General features: G+C 43.8%; 18 protein-coding genes and 1 tRNA gene. 12 read left to right on the top strand and 7 right to left on the bottom strand.

Going from position 1 to position 21,481, the window contains the following annotated elements:
* Nucleotides 1–43: 43 nt before the first annotated feature.
* Nucleotides 44–673 carry a glycerol-3-phosphate 1-O-acyltransferase PlsY gene (gene plsY / locus BN1209_RS07860; protein WP_045751683.1) on the top strand — a complete coding sequence of 210 codons (630 nt, stop codon included), beginning with the start codon at nt 44–46 and terminating at the stop codon, nt 671–673.
* 10 nt (nt 674–683) lie between these two features.
* Here the strand turns inward: plsY and tsaD are convergent, their stop codons facing one another.
* Nucleotides 684–1,706: a tRNA (adenosine(37)-N6)-threonylcarbamoyltransferase complex transferase subunit TsaD gene (gene tsaD, locus BN1209_RS07855; protein WP_045751682.1), complete on the bottom strand. Its 1,023-nt coding sequence runs from the start codon at nt 1,704–1,706 to the stop codon at nt 684–686.
* Between the two features lie 123 nt (nt 1,707–1,829).
* On the opposite strand from tsaD, the gene rpsU reads away from it, so the two are divergent.
* From rpsU to BN1209_RS07830, 5 genes are all read left to right on the top strand, one after another.
* The gene (rpsU, locus tag BN1209_RS07850) at nt 1,830–2,042 is read left to right on the top strand and encodes a 30S ribosomal protein S21 (RefSeq protein ID WP_045751681.1); all 213 of its coding nucleotides are present in this window, start codon (nt 1,830–1,832) and stop codon (nt 2,040–2,042) included.
* A 66-nt stretch (nt 2,043–2,108) separates the two neighbouring features.
* Complete coding sequence (locus BN1209_RS07845; protein ID WP_045752070.1) at nt 2,109–2,555, top strand: GatB/YqeY domain-containing protein; 447 nt, start codon at nt 2,109–2,111, stop codon at nt 2,553–2,555.
* Nucleotides 2,556–2,718: 163 nt separating this feature from the next.
* Nucleotides 2,719–4,458 carry a DNA primase gene (gene dnaG / locus BN1209_RS07840; RefSeq protein WP_045751680.1) on the top strand — a complete coding sequence of 580 codons (1,740 nt, stop codon included), beginning with the start codon at nt 2,719–2,721 and terminating at the stop codon, nt 4,456–4,458.
* 74 nt (nt 4,459–4,532) lie between these two features.
* The gene (gene rpoD / locus BN1209_RS07835) at nt 4,533–6,443 is read left to right on the top strand and encodes an RNA polymerase sigma factor RpoD (protein WP_045751679.1); all 1,911 of its coding nucleotides are present in this window, start codon (nt 4,533–4,535) and stop codon (nt 6,441–6,443) included.
* 13 nt (nt 6,444–6,456) lie between these two features.
* A tRNA-Ile gene (locus BN1209_RS07830) sits at nt 6,457–6,535 on the top strand.
* Nucleotides 6,536–6,706: 171 nt separating this feature from the next.
* On the opposite strand, the gene BN1209_RS07825 is transcribed toward BN1209_RS07830, so the two are convergent.
* Complete coding sequence (locus tag BN1209_RS07825; protein ID WP_045751678.1) at nt 6,707–7,783, bottom strand: AI-2E family transporter; 1,077 nt, start codon at nt 7,781–7,783, stop codon at nt 6,707–6,709.
* 165 nt (nt 7,784–7,948) lie between these two features.
* Here BN1209_RS07825 and BN1209_RS07820 point away from each other — a divergent pair, with 165 nt between their 5' ends.
* The gene (locus BN1209_RS07820) at nt 7,949–9,133 is read left to right on the top strand and encodes a cation diffusion facilitator family transporter (RefSeq protein WP_045751677.1); all 1,185 of its coding nucleotides are present in this window, start codon (nt 7,949–7,951) and stop codon (nt 9,131–9,133) included.
* Here the strand turns inward: BN1209_RS07820 and BN1209_RS07815 are convergent, their stop codons facing one another.
* From BN1209_RS07815 to pip, 3 genes are read right to left on the bottom strand one after another with little or no spacing between them, the layout of a single operon-like run.
* Entirely contained in the window at nt 9,134–10,657 is a 1,524-nt protein-coding gene (locus BN1209_RS07815; protein ID WP_045751676.1) for a tetratricopeptide repeat protein, read from the bottom strand. It lies immediately after the preceding gene.
* Between the two features lie 18 nt (nt 10,658–10,675).
* Nucleotides 10,676–11,959, bottom strand: a complete 1,284-nt coding sequence (locus tag BN1209_RS07810; protein ID WP_045751675.1) for a YhjD/YihY/BrkB family envelope integrity protein — start codon at nt 11,957–11,959, stop codon at nt 10,676–10,678.
* A 26-nt stretch (nt 11,960–11,985) separates the two neighbouring features.
* Nucleotides 11,986–12,945 (bottom strand): prolyl aminopeptidase, encoded by a 960-nt coding sequence (gene pip / locus BN1209_RS07805; RefSeq protein ID WP_045751674.1) that lies wholly within the window; start codon nt 12,943–12,945, stop codon nt 11,986–11,988.
* A 280-nt stretch (nt 12,946–13,225) separates the two neighbouring features.
* Between pip and BN1209_RS07800 the strand changes: the two genes are divergently transcribed.
* The 5 genes from BN1209_RS07800 (at nt 13,226) to BN1209_RS07780 (ending at nt 18,834) form a co-directional block, all read left to right on the top strand.
* A complete protein-coding gene (locus tag BN1209_RS07800; RefSeq protein WP_045751673.1) occupies nt 13,226–15,103 on the top strand; it encodes a methanol/ethanol family PQQ-dependent dehydrogenase in 1,878 nt (625 codons plus the stop codon).
* Between the two features lie 125 nt (nt 15,104–15,228).
* Nucleotides 15,229–16,146: a quinoprotein dehydrogenase-associated putative ABC transporter substrate-binding protein gene (locus BN1209_RS07795; protein ID WP_045751672.1), complete on the top strand. Its 918-nt coding sequence runs from the start codon at nt 15,229–15,231 to the stop codon at nt 16,144–16,146.
* Between the two features lie 134 nt (nt 16,147–16,280).
* Complete coding sequence (locus BN1209_RS07790) at nt 16,281–16,811, top strand: c-type cytochrome (RefSeq protein WP_045751671.1); 531 nt, start codon at nt 16,281–16,283, stop codon at nt 16,809–16,811.
* A 108-nt stretch (nt 16,812–16,919) separates the two neighbouring features.
* On the top strand, nt 16,920–17,465 hold the full coding sequence (locus tag BN1209_RS07785) for a c-type cytochrome (protein WP_420885829.1): 546 nt from the start codon (nt 16,920–16,922) through the stop codon (nt 17,463–17,465).
* A 34-nt stretch (nt 17,466–17,499) separates the two neighbouring features.
* A complete protein-coding gene (locus BN1209_RS07780) occupies nt 17,500–18,834 on the top strand; it encodes an NAD(P)/FAD-dependent oxidoreductase (RefSeq protein ID WP_045751669.1) in 1,335 nt (444 codons plus the stop codon).
* Nucleotides 18,835–18,870: 36 nt separating this feature from the next.
* Here the strand turns inward: BN1209_RS07780 and lplT are convergent, their stop codons facing one another.
* Together lplT and BN1209_RS07770 are read right to left on the bottom strand one after the other, a co-directional pair.
* Entirely contained in the window at nt 18,871–20,049 is a 1,179-nt protein-coding gene (gene lplT, locus BN1209_RS07775; protein WP_045752069.1) for a lysophospholipid transporter LplT, read from the bottom strand.
* Between the two features lie 12 nt (nt 20,050–20,061).
* A complete protein-coding gene (locus BN1209_RS07770) occupies nt 20,062–21,459 on the bottom strand; it encodes a PhoH family protein (RefSeq protein WP_045751668.1) in 1,398 nt (465 codons plus the stop codon).
* Nucleotides 21,460–21,481: the final 22 nt, after the last annotated feature.

Below are 21,481 nucleotides of genomic sequence, written 5' to 3'. Positions count from 1 at the left end.
ATATGGTTTAGAATAAGTCTTTTGGATTTTAGAGCATCTCGCCATGAATGAGTTAGGTTTTATTGACGTTAGCCCAATTGCATTAGTACAAATCGTTGCGGCGTATATTCTTGGGTCTATCGCTTTTGGTATTTTAATCAGCAAGCTTTTTGGCTTACCTGACCCACGGACTGTTGGCTCAGGCAACCCTGGTGCAACCAATGTACTGCGTAGTGGAAAAAAATCAGCGGCTGCGTTGACTTTGTTAGGTGATGCTTTTAAAGGTTGGTTTCCAGTATGGTTTTTGATGCAACCAGATGGCGGGTTGATGTGGGTGACCAGTGCTGTTGCGATTGCTGTATTTTTGGGGCATTTATACCCTGTGTTTTATAAGTTCAAAGGCGGTAAGGGTGTGGCAACGGCTTTGGGGATTTTGCTAGCGATTTCACCCTGGCTCGCGCTTCTGACGATGCTCACTTGGGGGTTGGTATTCGCGGCCACTAAGTACTCATCATTGGCAGCCATTGTGGCCTCAATTTTGTTACCTATTTATGCGGGCTCATTAAATTGGTTTGAGGCGTATCGTGATTACGAGATTGTTTTTGTGTTCTTGGCGGTGATGCTGGTTTGGCGCCATAGAACCAACATCCAAAAACTGCTTAATGGTACGGAGTCAGGTTTCGGCAAGAAGTAGCATTACGCACTTATTGCGGTTTCTGTAACTCAGCTAAATCCCAGCGTGGGCGCACCGTAAAGCTGTGACTTGGCTGAGACCCTTCAAGCGCTTTCAATCTCATCGCCCCAGCAAACGCGATCATCGCGCCATTGTCGGTGCAAAACTCTAAGCGTGGATAATGCACATGGCAAAGTTTGCGCTTGGTTGCGAAATTCAGTTGTTCGCGTAATCGTTTATTAGCACCCACCCCGCCAGAGACAATCAAATTATCAAGCCCTGTTTGGCGTAATGCAGACATACATTTGGTGGTGAGGATTTCGGTTACGGCTTCTTGAAACTCATAAGCAATGTCAGCCTTGGTTTGTAAGTCACTTTCATTTTGGTTTGCCAAAGTGAGTACCGCAGTTTTTAAGCCGCTGAAACTGAAATTTAAATCGCCGCTATTTAACATGGGGCGCGGTAATTTGAATCGGCCTTTTGAGCCTTGGATTGCTAATTTTGATACGGCTGGGCCGCCAGGGTAGGCTAAGCCTAATAGTTTTGCGGTTTTATCAAATGCCTCGCCAGCTGCATCATCAAGGGTATCGCCTAGTAGTTCGTATTCGCCAACGCCTGTTACTTTCATTAGTTGGGTATGCCCACCAGAAACAAGCAACGCGACAAATGGAAATTGAGGCGGATTTTCTTCGAGAAGTGGCGCGAGTAAATGTCCTTCTAGATGATGAACGCCTATAGTGGGTACGTTGAGCGTGAAGGCTAAAGACTCGGCAATACAGGTGCCAACCAATAGCGCTCCAGAAAGTCCTGGGCCTTGTGTGTAAGCGATGCCATCAATGTCTGATAGCGCTAGCTTTGCATCGTTTAGTACTTTTTGGATGAGTGGCAAGGCGCGTCTAATATGGTCGCGCGAGGCAAGTTCTGGGACAACGCCGCCGTATTCCGAGTGCATCTCAATTTGTGAATGGAGTGCATAAGCAAGTAATCCGCGTTCGGTATCATAAAGTGCGATACCTGTTTCATCGCAAGAAGATTCAATTCCTAAAATAAGCATATTTGAGCGTTATCTGAATGTTGATGCGTTTTTGGGCGCAAAGTGTTTGATAAATTGTGGTTTAACCGATAGAATAGCAAACTTTTCCGCAATTTCGACCAAAATTTAAGTAGAGAGAGTTCTATGTCTAGTGTACGTGTAAAAGAGAATGAGCCGTTTGACGTTGCGCTTCGCCGTTTCAAACGCATTATTGAAAAAACTGGTTTGTTGACAGATTTGCGTGCTCGCGAATTCTACGAAAAACCAACATGGGAACGTAAACGCAAAGCTGCAGCTGCTGTTAAACGTCACTATCGTCGTATTCGTAACCAAACTTTGGCGCCAAAACTTTACTAATATTTTTAGTGCTGGTTTGTTGTTTCAAGTTTGTAGTGAAGTTAATTAAGAATTTCGAGGTTGGTAGTGTCATTAAAAGCGCGCATCTCTGAAGATATGAAAAATGCAATGCGCGCCAAAGATAGTGCGCGTTTAGGTGCTATTCGTTTGTTACAAGCAGCAATCAAGCAACGTGAAGTCGATGAGCGTATTGAGCTTGATGATATGCAGGTAATCGAAGCGATTGAAAAGATGCTTAAACAACGTCGTGATTCTATTTCTCAATATGAAGCTGCTAATCGTCATGATCTGGCTGATATTGAGAAGTTTGAAGTGACAGTATTGCAAGAGTACTTGCCGCAGGCGTTAACCGATGATGAAGTCGCTGAAATTTTGGAGCAAGTGATTGCTGAAACAGGCGCTGCAGGCATCAAGGATATGAGTAAAGTGATGGCCGCAGTTAAACCGCTGGTTGTTGGGCGTGCCGATATGGGAAAAATATCGGGCTTGATTAAAATAAGACTCGGCGCATAACTTTTACAGCATCTAAATAAACGGTATCTTGGCAAGCTATAACATGAAAAAAGGAGCGATTAGCTCCTTTTTTGTTTTAGTTGGCGATGCGTTATGATGATCTTTGCGTCACTATTTTTTGAGTTGTAACCCTAAACGATTTTGATACGATAAGCCTAAGAATATGATTCCAGAAAGCTTTATCCAAGAACTTATTAATCGCGTTGATATTTATGACGTGATTAACAAAAGCGTTCCGCTCAAAAAGGCCGGTGCGAATTACTCTGCCTGCTGTCCTTTTCACAATGAAAAATCCCCCTCTTTTACAGTAAGTCCCACTAAGCAGTTTTATCACTGCTTTGGTTGCGGTGCGCACGGCACCTCCATTGGTTTTTTGATGGAGTATCAAGGATTAAGTTTTGTGGAGGCGGTGCAAGAGCTCGCAAAAATCGCAGGCATGATTGTGCCCGAGGAAACGCGTGATACGGATAAGCCCCAACAAAAGATCATCCCTGGCATGCAAGAGGCGCTTCAAACCGCGCTTAATTATTATCGTGCTGAATTAAAAAAATCCCCACGGGCTATCGAGTATTTAAAAGGACGCGGCTTGAGTGGACAGGTTGCTGCAAACTTTCAGGTGGGCTATGCGCCTGCGGGCTGGCAAAATTTACAATCAGTATTTCCTCAATACGAGAGTGAAGTGCTAGAAACGATAGGCCTTGTTGTCAAGAATGAGCAAGGTAAACGTTACGACCGTTTTCGCGATCGTATTATGTTCCCGATTCACGACCAAAAAGGCCAGGTGATTGGATTTGGAGGTCGTGTTATCGACCCAGAAGATACGCCTAAGTATTACAACTCTCCCGAAACGCCCTTGTTTCAAAAAGGCAATGAGCTATATGGCCTCTTTATGGCGCGCCGCGCCATGCGCGATGCTTGTCGCGCTTTGGTGGTTGAAGGGTATATGGACGTGGTTGCGCTAGCACAATACGGCATTGAGTATGCAGTGGCGGCTTTAGGCACCGCAACTACGCCAGTTCATATTGCAAAATTAACACGCCAAACAGATGAAATTGTATTTTGCTTTGATGGTGACAATGCTGGCTTAAAAGCTGCATGGCGCGCAGCGATGAATGCATTGCCTGCGCTAACAGATGGTCTAAAACTAAGCTTCTTATTTTTGCCGTCGGAACATGATCCTGACAGTTTTGTGCGTGAGTTTGGTAAAGAAGCTTTTGAAGCTAAAGTAAAAACAGCATTGCCACTTTCGCAATACATTATTCAGCATTTAAGTGCAGACAATCCATTGCAATCGCAAGAAGATAAAGTGCGCTTTTTGAATGATGCGGAGCCGATTTTGCAGCAAATTCAAGCGCCTCGCTCACGTCTTTTTTTGAGTAAGCGAATCGCTGAGCTGACGGGTGTTTCGCAAGATGAAATGCAAGGCATGTTGAAACTGCCAAATATTCAGCGGCAGCAACAAGCGCGTCCAAAGCAAACCCGAACGCCTGTGTCTATCCACCGTAGATTCTTATTGATGTTGTTGATGCGGCCTGACCTCGTGAGCGCGCAAGATTCAAGTTTGATTAAAGGCGAGACGGATGAGGATAAAATGTTGCGTGCTGGAATTGAGGCGGCTATTTTGTATCCAAGCTCCAAGCCAGCCGCGATTTTGCACCACATGCAGGATAAGTCAGATCCAAAGCTCATGCGTGAAGTTGAGCGTGAGTTGCAATTATTGGATGAAAGTTTGGATGTTGCTCTTGAAATAAGTGGTGCAAGGAAGCAACTAATAGAGATGCGGCAACAACGAGCACACACCAATTTGTTTGATACGATTAAAGAAAAAAGTTTGAGTGAACTCACGGAAGAAGAAAGAGCTTTGCTTCGCGGCTTGGGTAATTCACAGAAAAATAGCATGTAGTTTTGAGGTATAATATCGGGTTTTCCATCACCAGTTCATGGTTATTAGGCATGGTTATAGGATAGAGGTTACGCATGGCAAAAGATAAAGATCAGCAAAACGAACAAAATATTGATAAAAATGAAGAGCAAGCGGTCGATGGCCGCACGCGCCTTAAATTACTGATCGTTCTTGGTAAAGAGCGCGGCTACCTCACGTACGCCGAAATTAATGACCATTTACCAGATGATGTTCAAGACTCAGAACAAATAGATGGCATCATTGGCATGATCAATGACATGGGGATTCAGGTGTATGAAGAAGCGCCTGATGCTGAAGTGTTGTTGATGTCAGATGCACCAGCCGCGGTTGCCGATGAGGATGCGGTTGAAGAAGCTGAACAAGCCTTAGCGACGGTAGATTCTGAGTTCGGCCGAACTACTGACCCAGTACGTATGTATATGCGTGAAATGGGTACGGTTGACCTGTTAACGCGTGAAGGCGAAATTGAAATCGCTAAGCGTATTGAAGATGGCTTGAAGCACATGGTGCAAGCCATCGCTGCTTGCCCTACAACGATTGCTGAGTTGTTAGCAATGGTTGATAAAGTTGAAGCGGATGAACTGAGCGTTGACGACTTAGTCGATGGCTTGATCGATTCAGATGTTGGCATGGATGATGTCATCACTGCTGCCAGCGATGAAGAGGAAGAGCCAGAAATAGAAGAAGAGGAAGAAGAGGATGATGACGGCGCAAAAGCGGCTGCAATCTCAGCTGAAGCCTTAGCTAAGCTTAAAGAAGAAGTATTGGTGCGATTTGCAGTTATCCGTGAATCAAACAAAAAAATGACGGTAATTTTGGCAAGCAAAGGCTCTCAAGATCCTGAATATCAAGCCCTGCAAGCGGCCATACTGGAAGAGCTGACTGTTTTCCGTTTCTCAGCAAAACAAGTTGAAGGTCTATGCGGTCAAGTGCGGGACATGGTGGAAAGAGTCCGCGGTCACGAACGCAAAATTATGGAATTCTGTGTTGATAAATCAGGCATGCCACGCCCACATTTTATCAAGTCATTCCCAGGTAATGAATGCGAACTCACATGGCTTGCTGGGGAATTAGCCGTTGATAAGCCATATGTTGAAAAATTAGAGCGTTTTAAGCACTCGATTGTCGATCAGCAACAGCGCTTGCTTGATTTGCAAGCGGATGTGGGCTTGCCAATTAAAGAGCTAAAAGACATCAATAAGCAAATGACCACAGGCGAAGCCCGTGCGCGTCGTGCTAAGCGTGAAATGATTGAAGCCAACTTACGCTTAGTGATTTCGATTGCGAAAAAATACACCAACCGTGGATTGCAATTCTTGGACTTAATTCAAGAAGGTAATATCGGCTTGATGAAGGCGGTTGATAAGTTTGAATATCGTCGTGGTTACAAGTTCTCAACCTATGCCACATGGTGGATTCGTCAGGCAATTACACGTTCTATTGCCGACCAAGCCCGTACTATTCGTATTCCTGTGCATATGATTGAAACCATCAATAAGATGAATCGTATCAGTCGTCAAATTCTACAAGAAACAGGTTTAGAGCCAGATCCAGCAACCTTAGCTGAGAAAATGGAAATGCCAGAAGATAAGATTCGCAAGATTCTTAAAATCAGCAAAGAGCCAATTTCTATGGAAACGCCAATTGGTGATGATGATGATTCACACTTGGGTGATTTCATTGAAGATAATACGACGCTTGCACCGGTGGATGCAGCGGTTTATGCAAGCTTACGTGATGCAACAAGTGAAGTTTTAGAATCACTCACGCCTCGTGAAGCTAAAGTGTTACGTATGCGTTTTGGTATTGAAATGAACACTGACCACACATTGGAAGAAGTGGGCAAACAGTTCGATGTCACACGCGAGCGCATTCGTCAAATTGAAGCGAAGGCTTTACGTAAATTACGTCATCCAACGCGCTCAGAACGTTTGCGTAGTTTCTTAGAAACGGGTCAAGACTAGGCGTGCCTATTTCGGCCCCTTAGCTCATGCTTGGTTAGAGCAGCGGACTCATAATCCGTTGGTGCTGTGTTCGACTCACAGAGGGGCCACCAGTAAAAGAGACCTAGAGCATTATCCTCTAGGTCTTTTTTATTGTGTCCAACAAACGCAATTTAATATGAGGTGGATTCAAACATCGGCCAATCAGTTTCAAGGACTGTAAATTTTCGCTGAGAATGCATTCAGCACCTTGTCATCAACTTTAGGACTCTTTAATAAAAGAGTTATGATTTAGGCAGGCGAAGATGTCTGTCAGGATGGGACTCTAACCACTCTTGCCAAACGGCAAACGCAATAGCAAGAATTACTGGCCCTAAGAACAAACCAACGAATCCAAAGGCTGACAAGCCGCCAATCACACCAAAGAAGGCCAAAAGAAAAGGAATTTTGACGCTTTTAGTGAGGATAATCGGTCGAATCACATTATCAATCCAAGAGACGACCAATGCGCCCCATAACAATAGCTCCACCCCTGAAACGGTCTTGCCTGTAAGGATCAGCCATGCGCTGATCCCGCCCCAAACAAACGGGGTAGCAAAAGGCAGCATGGAAAAAAGGGTAGTAATTGCAGCTAACATCATGGGAGCCTCTAACCCAACAAACCAATAACCAACCCCAGCGAACGCACCTTGGGCAATTGCTGTAAGTACAATGCCGTAAACAACACCTCTGGTTGCGTCGCCAGCAGCTTGAAAGTAACTGCGCGCACGAATGCCAAGAAGGGATTCTAAAACTTGCTCAGATTGTGTCATGAACTTTAATCCGCCTTTGTAAGCGAAAAATAAGGCCAATAGGGCAAAGCCCATGTCCACAAGATTTCGACTGATGCCACCAATGATGCTGATTAACTTTTGGTCGGCATTCATTAATAAGATGTGCATCTCGTTTTTGAATTCTGCGGGGTTTGTGAGTGCTTTTGAAAGCCATTTGTCGATATCTGGGCCAACAATGGGAAGCTCAGCGACGAATTTGGGCAGCATAATTCCCCCATTCGCTAGCTTGGTTGTAAAAATATTAGTGGCGATGTTTAGCTCACTTTTTAAAACAAAAAATAACCACAGTACCGGCACAATCACAGCGGTCGCCATTAACATGGTCATGACGAGCGCCGCGATAGTATCTCTATCACCTAGTTTTTTGAGAAGCCAAATGTAACAAGGCCAGCTCACATAAGCCAGAATGCAAGCCCAAGCGATTGCAGTAAAGAAGGGGGCTAGAACAACCCAGACGCCGATACAAATACTCACAACAAAAAGTGCGAATAGAATTTGTTTAACAGTATTATGTGTGAGATTTTGCAATGTATTTTCCTAAGCTTCTAAGTAACAGCCCGCAATTGATTGGATGAGACATTCTTAAAAATAATATGATGAGTATAGTGGATATAAAGTAATGCATGAATAGCGTTGAGTTTTCGGTATAGACTATTACTTTTTTAAACAGCTTAAACTGCAAGGCATTTTTTGATGAGTTCGCACAAACATCCACATCCTCAGTCACACCAGCTATCGTTTGATGATCCTAAGCGTTACGCCCTTTCAAAGCGATGTACTTGGACAAGTGTATTTGTCAATATTGGGTTAACGATTGTCCAGGTGATCGTTGGGATATTTGCGCACTCTCAATCACTCATTGCCGATGGCGTGCATTCTCTTTCTGATTTGATCTCTGATTTTTTAGTATTGATTGCGAGTTACCACAGTAAATCGCCTGCGGATGAAGATCATCCTTACGGACACGGCCGAATTGAAACAGCAGCATCTTTAGTGCTGGGTGCGATTTTGATACTGACCGGTGTTGGAATTATGTACAGCGCTGCTATCAAACTTGATAGCCTAGGAGATGCACCGCCCATTTCATCACTTGCCTTATGGACAGCGGGGTTAGCGTTAATTGCTAAGGAGGCGCTATTCCGTTACATGCTTTATGTGGGGGAGCAATTACGTTCGCCACTTTTGATTGCTAATGCATGGCATGCAAGGTCTGATGCAGCCTCTTCTCTAGTTGTTGCCGTGGGTATCGCCGCCAATATGATGGGTTTTATTTACGCGGATGCCATCGCCGCCATTTTGGTTGGCTTTATGATTGTGCGGATGGGCTTGGTATTTATGTGGGAAGCTTTTCAAGAGTTGATTGATGCAGGACTTTCTTTTGAGGAAGTGGCGAGTATTCGTCAAACATTGATGGACACACAGGGGGTACAAAATGTCCATGAGCTAAGAACTCGCAAAATGGCGCATCGTGTTCTGGTGGACGCACACATTTTAGTAGACTCCAAAATCAGCGTGTCCGAAGGGCACAGCATTGCCGAACGAGCTCGCAAGCGGGTCATCGACACCCATGAATCAGTCAATGATGTTTTGGTGCATGTAGATACTGAAGATGATGGCATTTATGGAGAAGAGCTTAGAATTGACTTGCCGAGTCGTGATGAGTTAACCAAAGCATTATCGATCGTCCTCGAAGGATTGCCCAAGCCAGAGCAGGTCACCTTTCATTATTTGGCGGGCAAAGTGGAAGCTGATGTTTTGATGCCACATGAGGGCTTAAAAACTAAGGCAGCCATTACAAAAGCCTGTCAGCTAATCGAACATAGATTAATTGGACATGCCTATTTCAGCCAGGTCAGGCTTGCGGCTAACTTGAACTAATCAGTAATGACTTCTTGTAGCTGACACTCCACTCGGCCTCAAATCAAATGCGATACAAATTCGCTCTTCGCTAGAAGTGAATGGGATCGTTCTATGAAATAGTGATGATGGGAATAAAACGATTTCCCCAACGTTTGGCATAACGGCGCCCACCGGAAAATTGTGGTGCTTTTGTGGGTAATGATCACCGTGTACGCCATATTCAAAAGCGCCTTCTTCGGGGCTCTGTTTATCGGAGGGCATGGCAAGATAAACTGCGCCACTAATCCAACCTATTTCATGAATATGCGCATCCAAATGCCCACCTTGGCGCATTTTCACATACCAGGAACTGGTAAATTCTAATTCCTCAGGGAATGACTTAATCAGTTCGCAATCAGCGCCTGCAAATTGTTGGTGGTAGTTTCTAAATTCTTTTTTAACTAATTCAGCGAGGGCGTTAAAAGAAGCTTCCGGACGCTTAAATAAATTGCCTGCGGATTGTTGGCCATTGTGCAGCATGCCTTGTACGCGCTCTGCAATAGCAGCGTTGTCTATATCATTCAACAACGCTTTTAATAAAGCGCTGTTAGGTGCTGAAAGCTCAGGAATCGCCGCTCTATAAACAAAGTCGAATCCATTTTTACAAAAATTATATGGGTCTTCAACGCCAAAGTTAATGGCATAGTGTGTCGAGAGGGTGGCAAGAAATGGCGCTGTGTGTGGTCCACTTTTTACAATCTGGTCTAGTTTAGTTTTGAACGCATCAAAGCGTTCGGCTTTGTACAGGCAATACATACTGCGTTCTTGCCAATCATCAAGCTGACTGCGCTCAAAATAAGGAATCGCCTCATCAAAGCGTTTGGCAAGGTATAAGAATTCGGCCATATTGTAGTTGGCGCTCTGATGCTTAGGATTAAGTGCCAGCGCATCTTGATAGCTGCTAACAGCCTCTTGCATATTCCCTTGATCGCGAAGGGTTTCGCCTAGGTTGCTGTGCGCATCCGCATAGTTGGGAAACACCGCGATTGCTTGTCGATAGCTCTTTATGGCTTCTTCCAGTTTGCCTTGGTCGCGCAGGGCCGTGCCAAGATTAAAATGGCCGCGTGCATCTTGTGGGTTGATAGAAAGCGCTTTTCGATAATTCGCGACCGCTTCTTCTAATTTCCCTTGTTTTTGAAGCAGTGTGCCTAGGTTTCCATAAGCCTCAAAGAACTTAGGCTGTATAGCAATTGCCTTGCGATAGCTTGCAGCTGCTTCGGAGACTTGGCCAACATTACTAAACGCAATACCAAGATTGAAGTGCAGGTCTGGCATGTTGGGCTGTAATTTGAGGGCGCTTCGGTAACTGTTGATGGCACCTTCGTATTGGCCTAGTCCATCTAAGGCAATGCCAAGAACATTATGGAGAATGAATGTATTTGGGTATCTGCCTAGCAAGGACTTTGCCATATTGGCTGCATTAGCCAATTGGCCTGAATTAAGTAAATTAAGGAGTGGCTGAACTTCGTGTTGGCTTGGTTGTTTGTTGGATTGATTGGCCATAGTATTTAATCAGTCAATTTACGGTTGAGATTGTTGGCTGTTTTTCAGCTGCAGGGCCATATGTCTAAGGAAACTCATGGCTACTTTCGGCTCATTCAAAATCAGTGTTTGAATATTATTAGCGTTAATCACGATAATATCGCAAAAATCAGAATCAACAATCGCATCTGCAATACGCACACTGTCACCAAGAATCGCCATTTCCCCAAAAAAGTCGCCCGCGCTTAAATGCCTAATGAGGCGATTTTCATAGACAAGTTTAATTCTTCCGTCGGCCACGTAATACAAATCACGGCCTTCATCGCCAATATTAAAGACAACCTCTCCGCTCTGATAAATGCAGCCATGGCGTGACATGACTTTAGAAATAAAGTCAGGATTCTTTCTAATCACATCGTTAAATAAGCATCTTAGTAGAAGAACATCACGCTTTTTCAGTGTGGAGATTAGCTCCGTGCCTAAAAGAAAGATGGCAAAGGTGTAATACAGCCAGGCGAGTGAGATAAATACGTTCTTCATCCCGCCAAACACGGCACCATAAGTGTGATTGACTGAGAGCACTTCGCTAAATATGGGGCGCATTGCCATCCATAAGAGCGCCGTAATCATTGAGCCGGTAAGGATGGTTTTAAATGAAGCGTTAATTGGCAAGAAAGCCCGATAAAACAGACCCAACAGTATCGTGATAATCATGAATGAGCCTGTACTGTCCGTTAGGCTAGCATGCGCAAACGATAGTCCCAAAAGTTGAGAGGCTTTTTCGAGCATCAGGTCGAAAAAAGTAAACATAAAGAATACAAATAAAATGCCAATCACTGACAAAATGTCTTGGATAGATTTGCGGATAAATGAGGGGTGCTCGGTGATTGCAAAAATGGTTTCAAATGCTGAACGCAAAGTACTAGCTAGTGGGATAGCAAACCAAAATAGCGCAATCGTTCCAAGCGTGCTCCATGCAGTTTTATGTTCGGCCACCTTGTGAATTTCAAGCATAATTCTGCGGCTCAGTTTGGGTTCAAGTGAGCTGGTGATGCTCGCCAGATTAACCACAGCAGTATGGGATGAAAAAACTAAGTGAGATAAAAAGAAAAACATTAACAGTGCCATTGGAATGATGGCAATCATCGCGTAAAAGGAAAGCGATGCAGATAGTCCCCAGCCGTTATGTAATTTAAAAGCGCTAAAGGTTTCTCGCATCACGAACAAGGGGGTGTCGTAACGATGTTTTGCAATGCGCGCCTTTGGTTTTGCAATCGCTGGATGATCACTAAAGTGACTGGTAGTTTTAATTTGAATCGACAAAATAGATACTCTATATATATGCTGTGTTATTGATGTGAAATTCTGACCGCTTCTGTGGCTTCCACTAAGGCAGAAGTAACCCCAGTCTCCATTGCAGAGTGCCCTGCATCAGGAATGATTGATAGTGTTGCGTGAGGCATGGCTTTTTTAAGCTCCCAGGCACTGATTGGTGGACAAACCATATCATAGCGACCTTGAATAATAGTCGTCGGAATGTGACGGAGTGAACGGGCCTCTATGAGTAAATCTCGATGGCCAACAAAGCACTGATTCAGGATGTAATGAATTTGGACTCTTGCCCGCGCAACTTCAATCTCGACTGGGGTAGTGTTTTCTGATGAACTTACTCGGGGTAATAAGGACATGATGCTGCTTTCAAAAGCATTCCAAGTTAATGCTGCTGGGCCAGCAATGCTGATGTCGTCTGAAAATACTCGCGATCCATATGCCTTAAGCGGGCTTGATTGTTCATCGATGGGTAAAAAGCTAAGGAGTTTTTCCCAGCTTTCAGGATAAAAGCTTTTGACTTCCCCCAAAAACCAATCTAGTTCACTCGGCCTGCTTAAAAAGATACCACGCAGAATTAAACCGCTGACTGAATTTGGATGGGCAATCGCATAAGCCAGTGCAAGCGTACTCCCCCACGAGCCACCAAATACCAACCATTTGTTAATTCCTAAATGTTGCTTAAGCGCTTCAATGTCGCTGACAAGCGCGTCGGTATCATTTTCTTCTATACAGCCAAGCGGCGTGCTCCTTCCGCAACCGCGCTGATCGAGCAGAATGATGCGGTAAAAGCTAGGGTCAAAAAAACGTCTTTGAGATGGATTGCAACCGCTGCCTGGACCGCCATGTAAAAAAACAACAGGAAAACCGTCTGGATTTCCACATTCTTCGTAATAAACGGCATGTTTTTTGGTAACAATCAACTGATCAGAATGAAATGTAACCAATTCGGGGAATAAATTAAAGCTTGTTAATTGCATCGGAAAAAGTGCTTTCATGTTGATTATTTTCATTTATTTTAGATATGATAACATCGTCAAAAATGATGAATAAATTTTTTTCAATTAATTGTAAATAAATTGTTAACAATCTATTGCAAATCATTTTTGACTGATCTAATATCTCAATGCGCCCACATTACGTGAGGCGAAAGTGACGAATAAAATAATGAGGTTAATCACATAATATAAATGTGAAACTCGCAATTTTAGGAGTCATTTGTAGTTAACCCTTAGTACTTACCACTTTGGAGATTTAAAAATGAAGATGAGTAAAATCAATCTAGCTTTAGGTCTAGTAGTTGGTGCATCATTGGCTATGCCAATGGTAGCTTCTGCTGCTGCTGATCAAGAAGCTGCAATGAAAGATGCTAACAACTGGGCACATCCACGTGGCCAACACAATAACCAAGGTTATTCAGCATTAGCACAAATCAACAAGGGCAACGTTAAAAACGTTAAAGCTGCTTGGACATTCGCTACTGGTGTAAACCGTGGTCATGAAGGTTCACCAGTTGTTGTTGGTAACATGATGTATGTACATACAGCATTCCCAAACAACATCTACGCTCTTGATTTGAACGACAATCAAAAAATCGTTTGGTCATATTTCCCTAAACAAGACCCATCAGTTCAAGCAGTTCTTTGCTGCGACAACGTTTCACGTGGTCTAGGTTACGGTGATGGCAAGATTTTCTTGAACCAAAACGACGGTACTTTAGTTGCTCTTGATGCTAAGACAGGCAAAAAAGTATGGGATGTTAAGAACGTTGATCCAAAAGTTGGCGCTACTAACACAAACGCTGCTCACGTAATCAAGGACAAAGTTTTAGTTGGTTGTTCTGGTGCTGAGTTCGGTGTTCGTTGCTTCATGGCAGCTTACAACATCAAAGACGGTTCATTGGCATGGAAAGCATACTCAACAGGTCCAGATTCAGAAATGTTGATCGGTGCTGACTTCAACAAAGAAAATCCACAATATTCAGCTTTGTCAGTATACGAAGATGTTAACGGTGGTAACAAACTAGGTGGTTCTTTCAAGAAAATCGCTAACGACAAGTTAAAAGTTGGTGAAAAAGACCTAGGCGTTAAAACATGGTTGAAACCACAAGCAGTTAAAGATGGTTGGCAACATGGTGGTGGTTCAGTGTGGGGTTGGTACCCATACGACGCTAAGTCAAACTTAGTGTACTACGGTACAGGTAACCCATCAGTTTGGAACCCAGACGTACGTCCAGGTGACAACAAGTGGTCAATGACTGTATTTGCACGTGATGTAGATACTGGTATGGCTAAATGGGGCATGCAAATGACTCCACATGACGAGTGGGATTACGACGGTATTAACGAAGTTATCTTGTTCGACAAAGGTGGCAAAACATACGCTAACCACATGGACCGTAACGGCTTCGTTTACACATGGGAAGCTTCAAATGGTACTTTAGTTGTTGCAAACAAAGTTCACTCATTCGTGAACTGGGCTAGCGACATCGATTTGAAAACTGGTGTGCCAAACAAATTGGCTACAGCTTCAACTCACCAAGACTACAATGCAAAAGGCGTTTGTCCAGCTGCTTTGGGTACTAAAGATCAACAACCAGCTGCTTACTCACCAAAAACTGGTTTAATGTACATTCCATTGAACCACGTATGTATGACATACGAGCCAGTTGAATCTAAATATGTTGCTGGTCAACCATGGGTTGGCGCTACATTGACTATGTTTGCTGGTCCAGATGGCGTAATGGGTGGTTTCACTGCTTGGGATCCAATCAAGGGTAAATCAGTTTGGTACAACAAAGAGAAATTCTCAGCATGGGGTGGTGTATTAACAACTGCTTCAGACTTAGTTTTCTACGGTACTCTTGATCGTTGGTTCAAGGCTGTTGATGCACAATCAGGTAAAGAACTTTGGAAATTCCAAGTTGGTTCTGGCGTGATTGGTAATGCATTCACATACGGTAACAAAGGTAAACAATACGTTGGCGTGCTATCAGGTATCGGTGGCTGGGCTGGTGTTGCGATGAACCTTGGTATGACTAACCCAACAGACGCTCTTGGCGCTGCTGGTGGTTATGCTGAATTGACAAAATACAACGCTGCTCCTGGCGGCGGTGCATTGAACGTGTTCAGCCTATAATTTATAGTTGAAAAACTGTAGTTATAGAACTAACCGTTAGTTAGTTTGTCATATAAACACCCCGCTTCGGCGGGGTGTTTTTTTAGTTTTAGATTTATGCAATCTAACGAATAAAGGAAGATCAAATGTTAAAAAACCTATTACTGTCAATGTTGTTGAGTAGTGTTGTCGTAGGCAACGTGCTTGCTGCAGATATGCCAGATATTCCAGCAATTAATCCTGATGAAGGTCGTATTGGTGAAGTTCGTCGTGTTGAAGATCCAACAGAATTTAAAGTCTGTGCAGATCCTGACAATATGCCTTACTCAAACAGCAAACAAGAAGGTTTTGAAGACAAAATTGCTGAAGTCCTAGCAAAAGAATTAGGTAAGAAGATTTCGTATCAATACGCTTATTACCGCCAAGGTTTTTTAAGAAATACACTCAATGCGAACCGTTGTGACTACGTCATGAGTACCACATCGGATAATGATTCAATGCGCACATCTATTCCATATTATCGTTCAGGTTATGTGTTTGTTTATCGTAAAAGCAGTGGCTACAATATTACAGATTGGGATTCGGCCGATCTAAGAAAAGGGGTGATTGGCATCATTGGTCAAAGTCCACCAACACGTCCGCTCGCTGATAATAACTTAATGGGTAATGCTCGCCCATATCGTCTACAGCGCGATCTGAATTTTCCACCAAGTCAATTGATTGATGACTTAGCAAAAGGTGATATTGATGTAGCGATTGTTTGGGGTCCGATTGCTGGCTATTTTGTAAAGAAATCAACAGTGCCACTGGTCATGAATCCAATTCCTGAATACGAAGATAAAAACGTTAAAGGTAAAGAAAACTGGAACATTTCAATCGGCGTGCGCAACAAAGATAAAGCGCGTGTTGAAGAGCTAAATAAAGCAATTGTGAATCGTCAGGCTGATATTGATAAGATTCTTAACGATTATGGTATTCCACGTTCACCGGTTGTGATTGGTGATAGTCTAGAGAAAAAGGCACGTGAGAAAACACAAGGTGAGAAAGTAGATAAGCCGATCTAGTTACTGAGGATGATGATTGAATTTAGATAAATAAAGTCAACCATCATCCTTCGTATTCGTTATAAAATAATGGTTCAAGTTAATTTTAGCATCACATATAAATAGAAATTAATACACTAAATCTAGGAGATGACATGTTTAGCAACAACGCTGTAAAAGCAGTTATTTTGAGTTCACTTTTGGTGTTAGCAGGCCTTGCACCAATTCATGCAAATGCTGCTTGCCAATTAGTTTCAACAAAAGATGGTAGTCCTTTAGATATTAAAGTGACACCTGAAGATACACCAGAAGCTAAAGAGTTTTTAGCGACATGTGTAAATCCTTACACAAAACGCGCAGTGGCAGATGCTGATGTAGCAAAAAGTGGTAAAAAGTTGTTTGGTTATTGGTCATGTACACAATGTCATGGTGGTAATGCAGGTGGCCAAACAGGTCCAAGTGCAACAGATGCTACATGGCAGTACTCTAAACACATTACAGACAAAGGCATTTTTGAAACAGTTGCGGGCGGTTCAAACGCAGGTATGCCAACATGGCATTCACAGCCTGCAGGCAATCCTGAGTTGCTCAAAACAGATGAAATTTTGAGAATTATCGGCTGGTTGCGTACGATGTACGCTGGTGGTGGTGACAAACCTTGGTTGAATGAGACTCCACAGAAATAAACATTTGTAAGTGTTATCAAAAGGCCACCCTAGGGTGGCCTTTTTTGTTTTATGGGCATTAACAAGACTTGAGTTAAAATAGTATTGCAAGATCAAAATATACAAAATATGGAGATGATTATGCGAGCAAATCTATTGAGGAGTTCAGTGTTAACTTTTGCTGTATTAGCCGGGTGTTCACGTCAATCAGAAAGTGTACCGTCATCAACAATTGCGTCCACATCAAGTAGTGCCATGGTTACCTTTGTTAAGACACAAGATGGAAGCCCATTAGAAATTAAGGCCGAGCTATTTGATACCGCTCAGGCTAAAGAATTTAGTCGCACAGGTAAGAACCCATATATTGGCAATGCAGATGCGATTGCACAAGGTAAAAAGTTATTCCAGATGTATTCATGCACACAATGTCATGGCGGAGATGCTGGCGGCCAAACTGGCCCAAGCCTTCGTGGCCCAGACTTTCGATATGCAAAAGATGCTACAAACAAAGGGATGTTCGAAACTATTTGGCATGGTACTAATGGTGGTATGGGGGCAAAAGGTAAGGGATTGATGGACCCCACAGACCCAAACAATGGCTTAAAACCAGATGAAGTCTTGCAAATCCAAGCTTGGATTCGCAGTCATGATGGCAAACTCACTGGTAACGAATAAGTTGTATTTTAATTTTTATAGGTAACCTATTTTTATGCGATTCAAAAAACGATCAAATGCAGATCTTCACCAAGTCGTCATTGTTGGCGGTGGCGCCGGTGGCTTAGAGCTTGCTACACGCCTTGGTGATAGCCTTGGCCGCAAGGGTAAAGCAGAAATTACCCTGATTGATCGAACAAGAACCCACGTGTGGAAGCCTTTGCTGCATGAAATTGCAGCGGGCAGCATGAATCCAGACAAGCATGAATTAGAGTATTTAGCCCAAGCCCATTGGCATCACTTTAATTTTAGGCTTGGTGAAATGGATGGCTTGGATCGCTCTAAAAAAGAGGTGTATATCAGCGCCAATTACGACGAAAACGGCGCTGAAATTATTCCGAGAAGAACAATTAAATACGACACCTTAATTATTGCCATTGGAAGTACAACCAATGATTTTGGTATTAAAGGCGCTCGCGAGAATTCAATTGCATTAGATACGATGGATCAAGCAGAGCGATTCCATCGACGCCTGCACAATGCGTTAGTGCGCGCACAAACGCAAGCTGGACCAGTACATGCTGGGCAACTTGAGGTTGTGATTGTGGGGGCCGGAGCGACGGGTGTGGAGCTATCAGCAGAATTACACAATACTACCCGTGAGTTGGCAGCCTATGGTCTTGATAAAATCGATCCAGATAAAGACATCAACATTTCGTTGATTGAGGCGTCAGATCGTGTGTTGCCAGCATTGCCTGTTAACTTGTCCAAAGCCGTCGATTTAGAACTACGTAAATTGCGTGTTCGTGTCTACGCGGGTGAACGTGTGACGGAAGTCACGGATAAAGGGATTTACACCCACAGCGGCAGGTTTATTCCATCTGAGCTTGTCGTTTGGGCTGCTGGCATTAAAGCGCCAGATTTTCTGAATGGCATAGATGGTCTAGAGTCGAATCGTATTAATCAATTGATCGTGAAGCAAACCTTGCAAACAACGCTAGATGAAAACATATTTGCATTTGGAGATTGCGCTGCGTGTCCGAGGGCTGGCAGCATTGATAATGTGCCACCTCGAGCGCAAGCCGCCCATCAGCAAGCTTCTATGCTCATAAAAACAGTCAAAGCACGCTTGAATGGTAAAGCGTTGCCAAACTATGTATATCGAGACTATGGATCGCTTGTGAATCTTGGCAGTTATTCAACCGTTGGAAGCCTAATGGGGTCAGTGTCAGGCGGGACAATGTTTATTGAGGGTATGTTTGCGCGATTAATGTATCAATCGCTTTATAAAATGCATTTAATCGCATTACATGGGTTTTTTACCGTGTTCTTACAGACGCTTGCTCGCATGATTACAAGGCGCACAGAGCCTCAAGTAAAACTGCATTAAAAGCTTGAGAGGTCAAATTGAGAGGCCCAGCTTTGTTTAAGCTGGGCTTTTTTGTTGAATGTGTTTTCGGTATAAGTGGGCAATCGCCCCCATGGTTAAGATCACAAATAAACCAAAAATAATAATGATATGGTCGATTTCAAAATTTTTCCCAACCATCCACGTGTAGGCACCAAGCATCAGCAGAATCCCAATATTTTCATTGAAGTTCTGAACAGCAATCGAGTGGCCTGCGCCCAGTAACGTGTGGCCACGGTGCTGCAATAGCGAGTTGAGAGGCACCAAGAAGTAGCCTGCTAGTACGCCAATCGAGAACAACAGGATAGCCGCAACTATCGGATTATGAACAAACACCATGCCAACCACTAACACGCCCATATAAATGCCAGCTGGAAGAACGTTTGCTGCTTTTTCTAGTTTGACATAAATAGAAGCAATCACAGAGCCAACGGCAATGCCAACGGCAAGAACGCCAATGAGTTTGGTTGCATCTGTTTGATTGAATCCAAAATTTTGATCCGCCCATCTCAAGACCACGAACTGGAGTGTTGCGCCAGCGCCCCAGAACAGTGTTGTCACAGCAAGTGAGACTTGACCCTGGGTATCCTTCCAAAGTGTCGTAAAGGCGTGCCAAAAGTCCTTCATCAGGAAGCTCAATGAGCGCTGTTCAACGCGGTGATCAATCGGCATTTTTGGGATGTGATAATTAAAATAAGCCGCCAACAAATAAAGGCCAGTAATAATTGCAATACCAAAGTAAGGGTCGTTCGCGGATATGGTAGAGCCAAACACAGGGCCTAAAATAATGGCAGTCACGGTTGTCCCCTCCATCCAGCCATTGGCCATAATGAGTTGATTGGGGGGGAGCATTTCAGTCAGGATGCCGTATTTTGCAGGCGAATAGGCTGCGGCACCGATCCCAACAATGGCGTAGGCATAAAGTGGCGGGACGCCCATCAAAGCCAACACACAACCAAAAAACTTGATGCCATTACTCAAAAACATCACTTTGCCTTTAGGTAAAGCATCGGCAAAGGGGCCAACAAAGGGAGCCAAGACAATATAAGAGATAATAAAAAACTCTCTTAAAAGAGGCTCATGCCAAGTTGGCGCGTTGAGTTGATGAAGAAGCGCAATGGCAGCGAAGAGCAAAGCATTGTCCGCGACGGCAGATAAAAACTGTGCCAGTAGTAGCGTGAAAAATCCTTTGCCCATGACGCTTTTCAATTAGAGGATCTCGGAAGCAAAGTCAGCTAAGCGAGAGCGCTCGCCACGCATCAGTGTGATGTGGCCGTTATGACCCCAACCTTTAAAACGATCCACCACATATGTCAGACCAGAACTGCCCTCAGTTAAATACGGCGTATCAATTTGTGCAATATTGCCCAAGCAAACCACTTTAGTGCCAGGACCAGCGCGCGTAATTAAGGTTTTCATTTGTTTGGGCGTCAGATTTTGCGCTTCATCAATAATTAAAAACTTATTCAGAAAAGTGCGACCACGCATAAAGTTAAGCGATTTAATTTTGATGCGTGTGCGAATGAGATCTTGCGTGGCGGCTCGTCCCCAGTCGCCAGCGTCATCATCCGATTTGTTCAGTACATCAAGGTTGTCTTCTAAAGCACCCATCCACGGCGCCATCTTCTCTTCTTCAGTGCCGGGCAAGAAACCAATGTCTTCGCCTACTGGAACGGTGACCCTCGTCATGATAATTTCACTGTATATTTTTTTATCCAGCGTTTGTGTTAATGCAGAGGCTAAGGTGAGTAAGGTTTTGCCGCTACCCGCTTGGCCAAGTAATGAGACAAAATCTATTTCTGGGTCCATGAGGAGATTCAAGGCAAAATTTTGTTCGCGGTTGCGTGCTGCAATGCCCCAAACAGCGTGTTTGACTTGAGTAAAATCTTTAATGATTTCTAAAACAGCGGTGTTGCCTTCTATGCTTCTAACAATGGCCTCAAAAGGTTTTTCAAAGGCATAAAACACAAACTCATTAATGAGCAAGCTTCTGCAAAGCGGGCCTGTGATTCGGTAAAACATGCGTCCCGCATCTTGCCATGACTCCATGTCCTTGCTGTGTTTATCCCAAAAATTCTCAGGGAGCTCTTTTGTCCCTGAGTAGAGCAGCTCGGTGTCTTCAAGTACTTTGTCGTTAAAGTAATCTTCAGCGGGGACATTTAAGGCACGCGCTTTGATGCGAATGTTAATGTCTTTACTGACCAGCACGACTTCACGTTCGGGGTGTTTCTTTTTTAACGCAAGGACAACCCCTAAAATTTGGTTATCAGCAATGCTTCCCGCCAACATCGGTAAAGAAAAATCCATGGCATCTGTTTGCAGGAACAAGCGGCCCGTTGCATGCTTGTTGCCTTTGATCGATAGTAAGCAACCATCTTCTAGGTTGCCAAGACCTGCACCTACAATCTCTTCTAAATTTCGGCTAGTTTGACGGGCATTTCGCGCAACTTCCGTGATTCCTTTTTTGTTGTTATCCAATTCTTCAAGGGTCACCATTGGGAGGTAAATATCGTGTTCTTCAAAGCGGAATAAGCTTGAAGGGTCATGCATTAGTACGTTGGTATCAAGCACAAATAGTTTATTGCCAGCCGACTTTTTCTTAGCCATTCGATTAGATTCCCCTGAAAAT

It is taken from the genome of Candidatus Methylopumilus turicensis (assembly GCF_000953015.1).
GTDB classification, from domain to species: Bacteria; Pseudomonadota; Gammaproteobacteria; order Burkholderiales; family Methylophilaceae; genus Methylopumilus_A; species Methylopumilus_A turicensis.
Note: the sequence above shows the minus strand (reverse complement) of the source record. Positions and strands in the feature narration are given on the sequence as shown.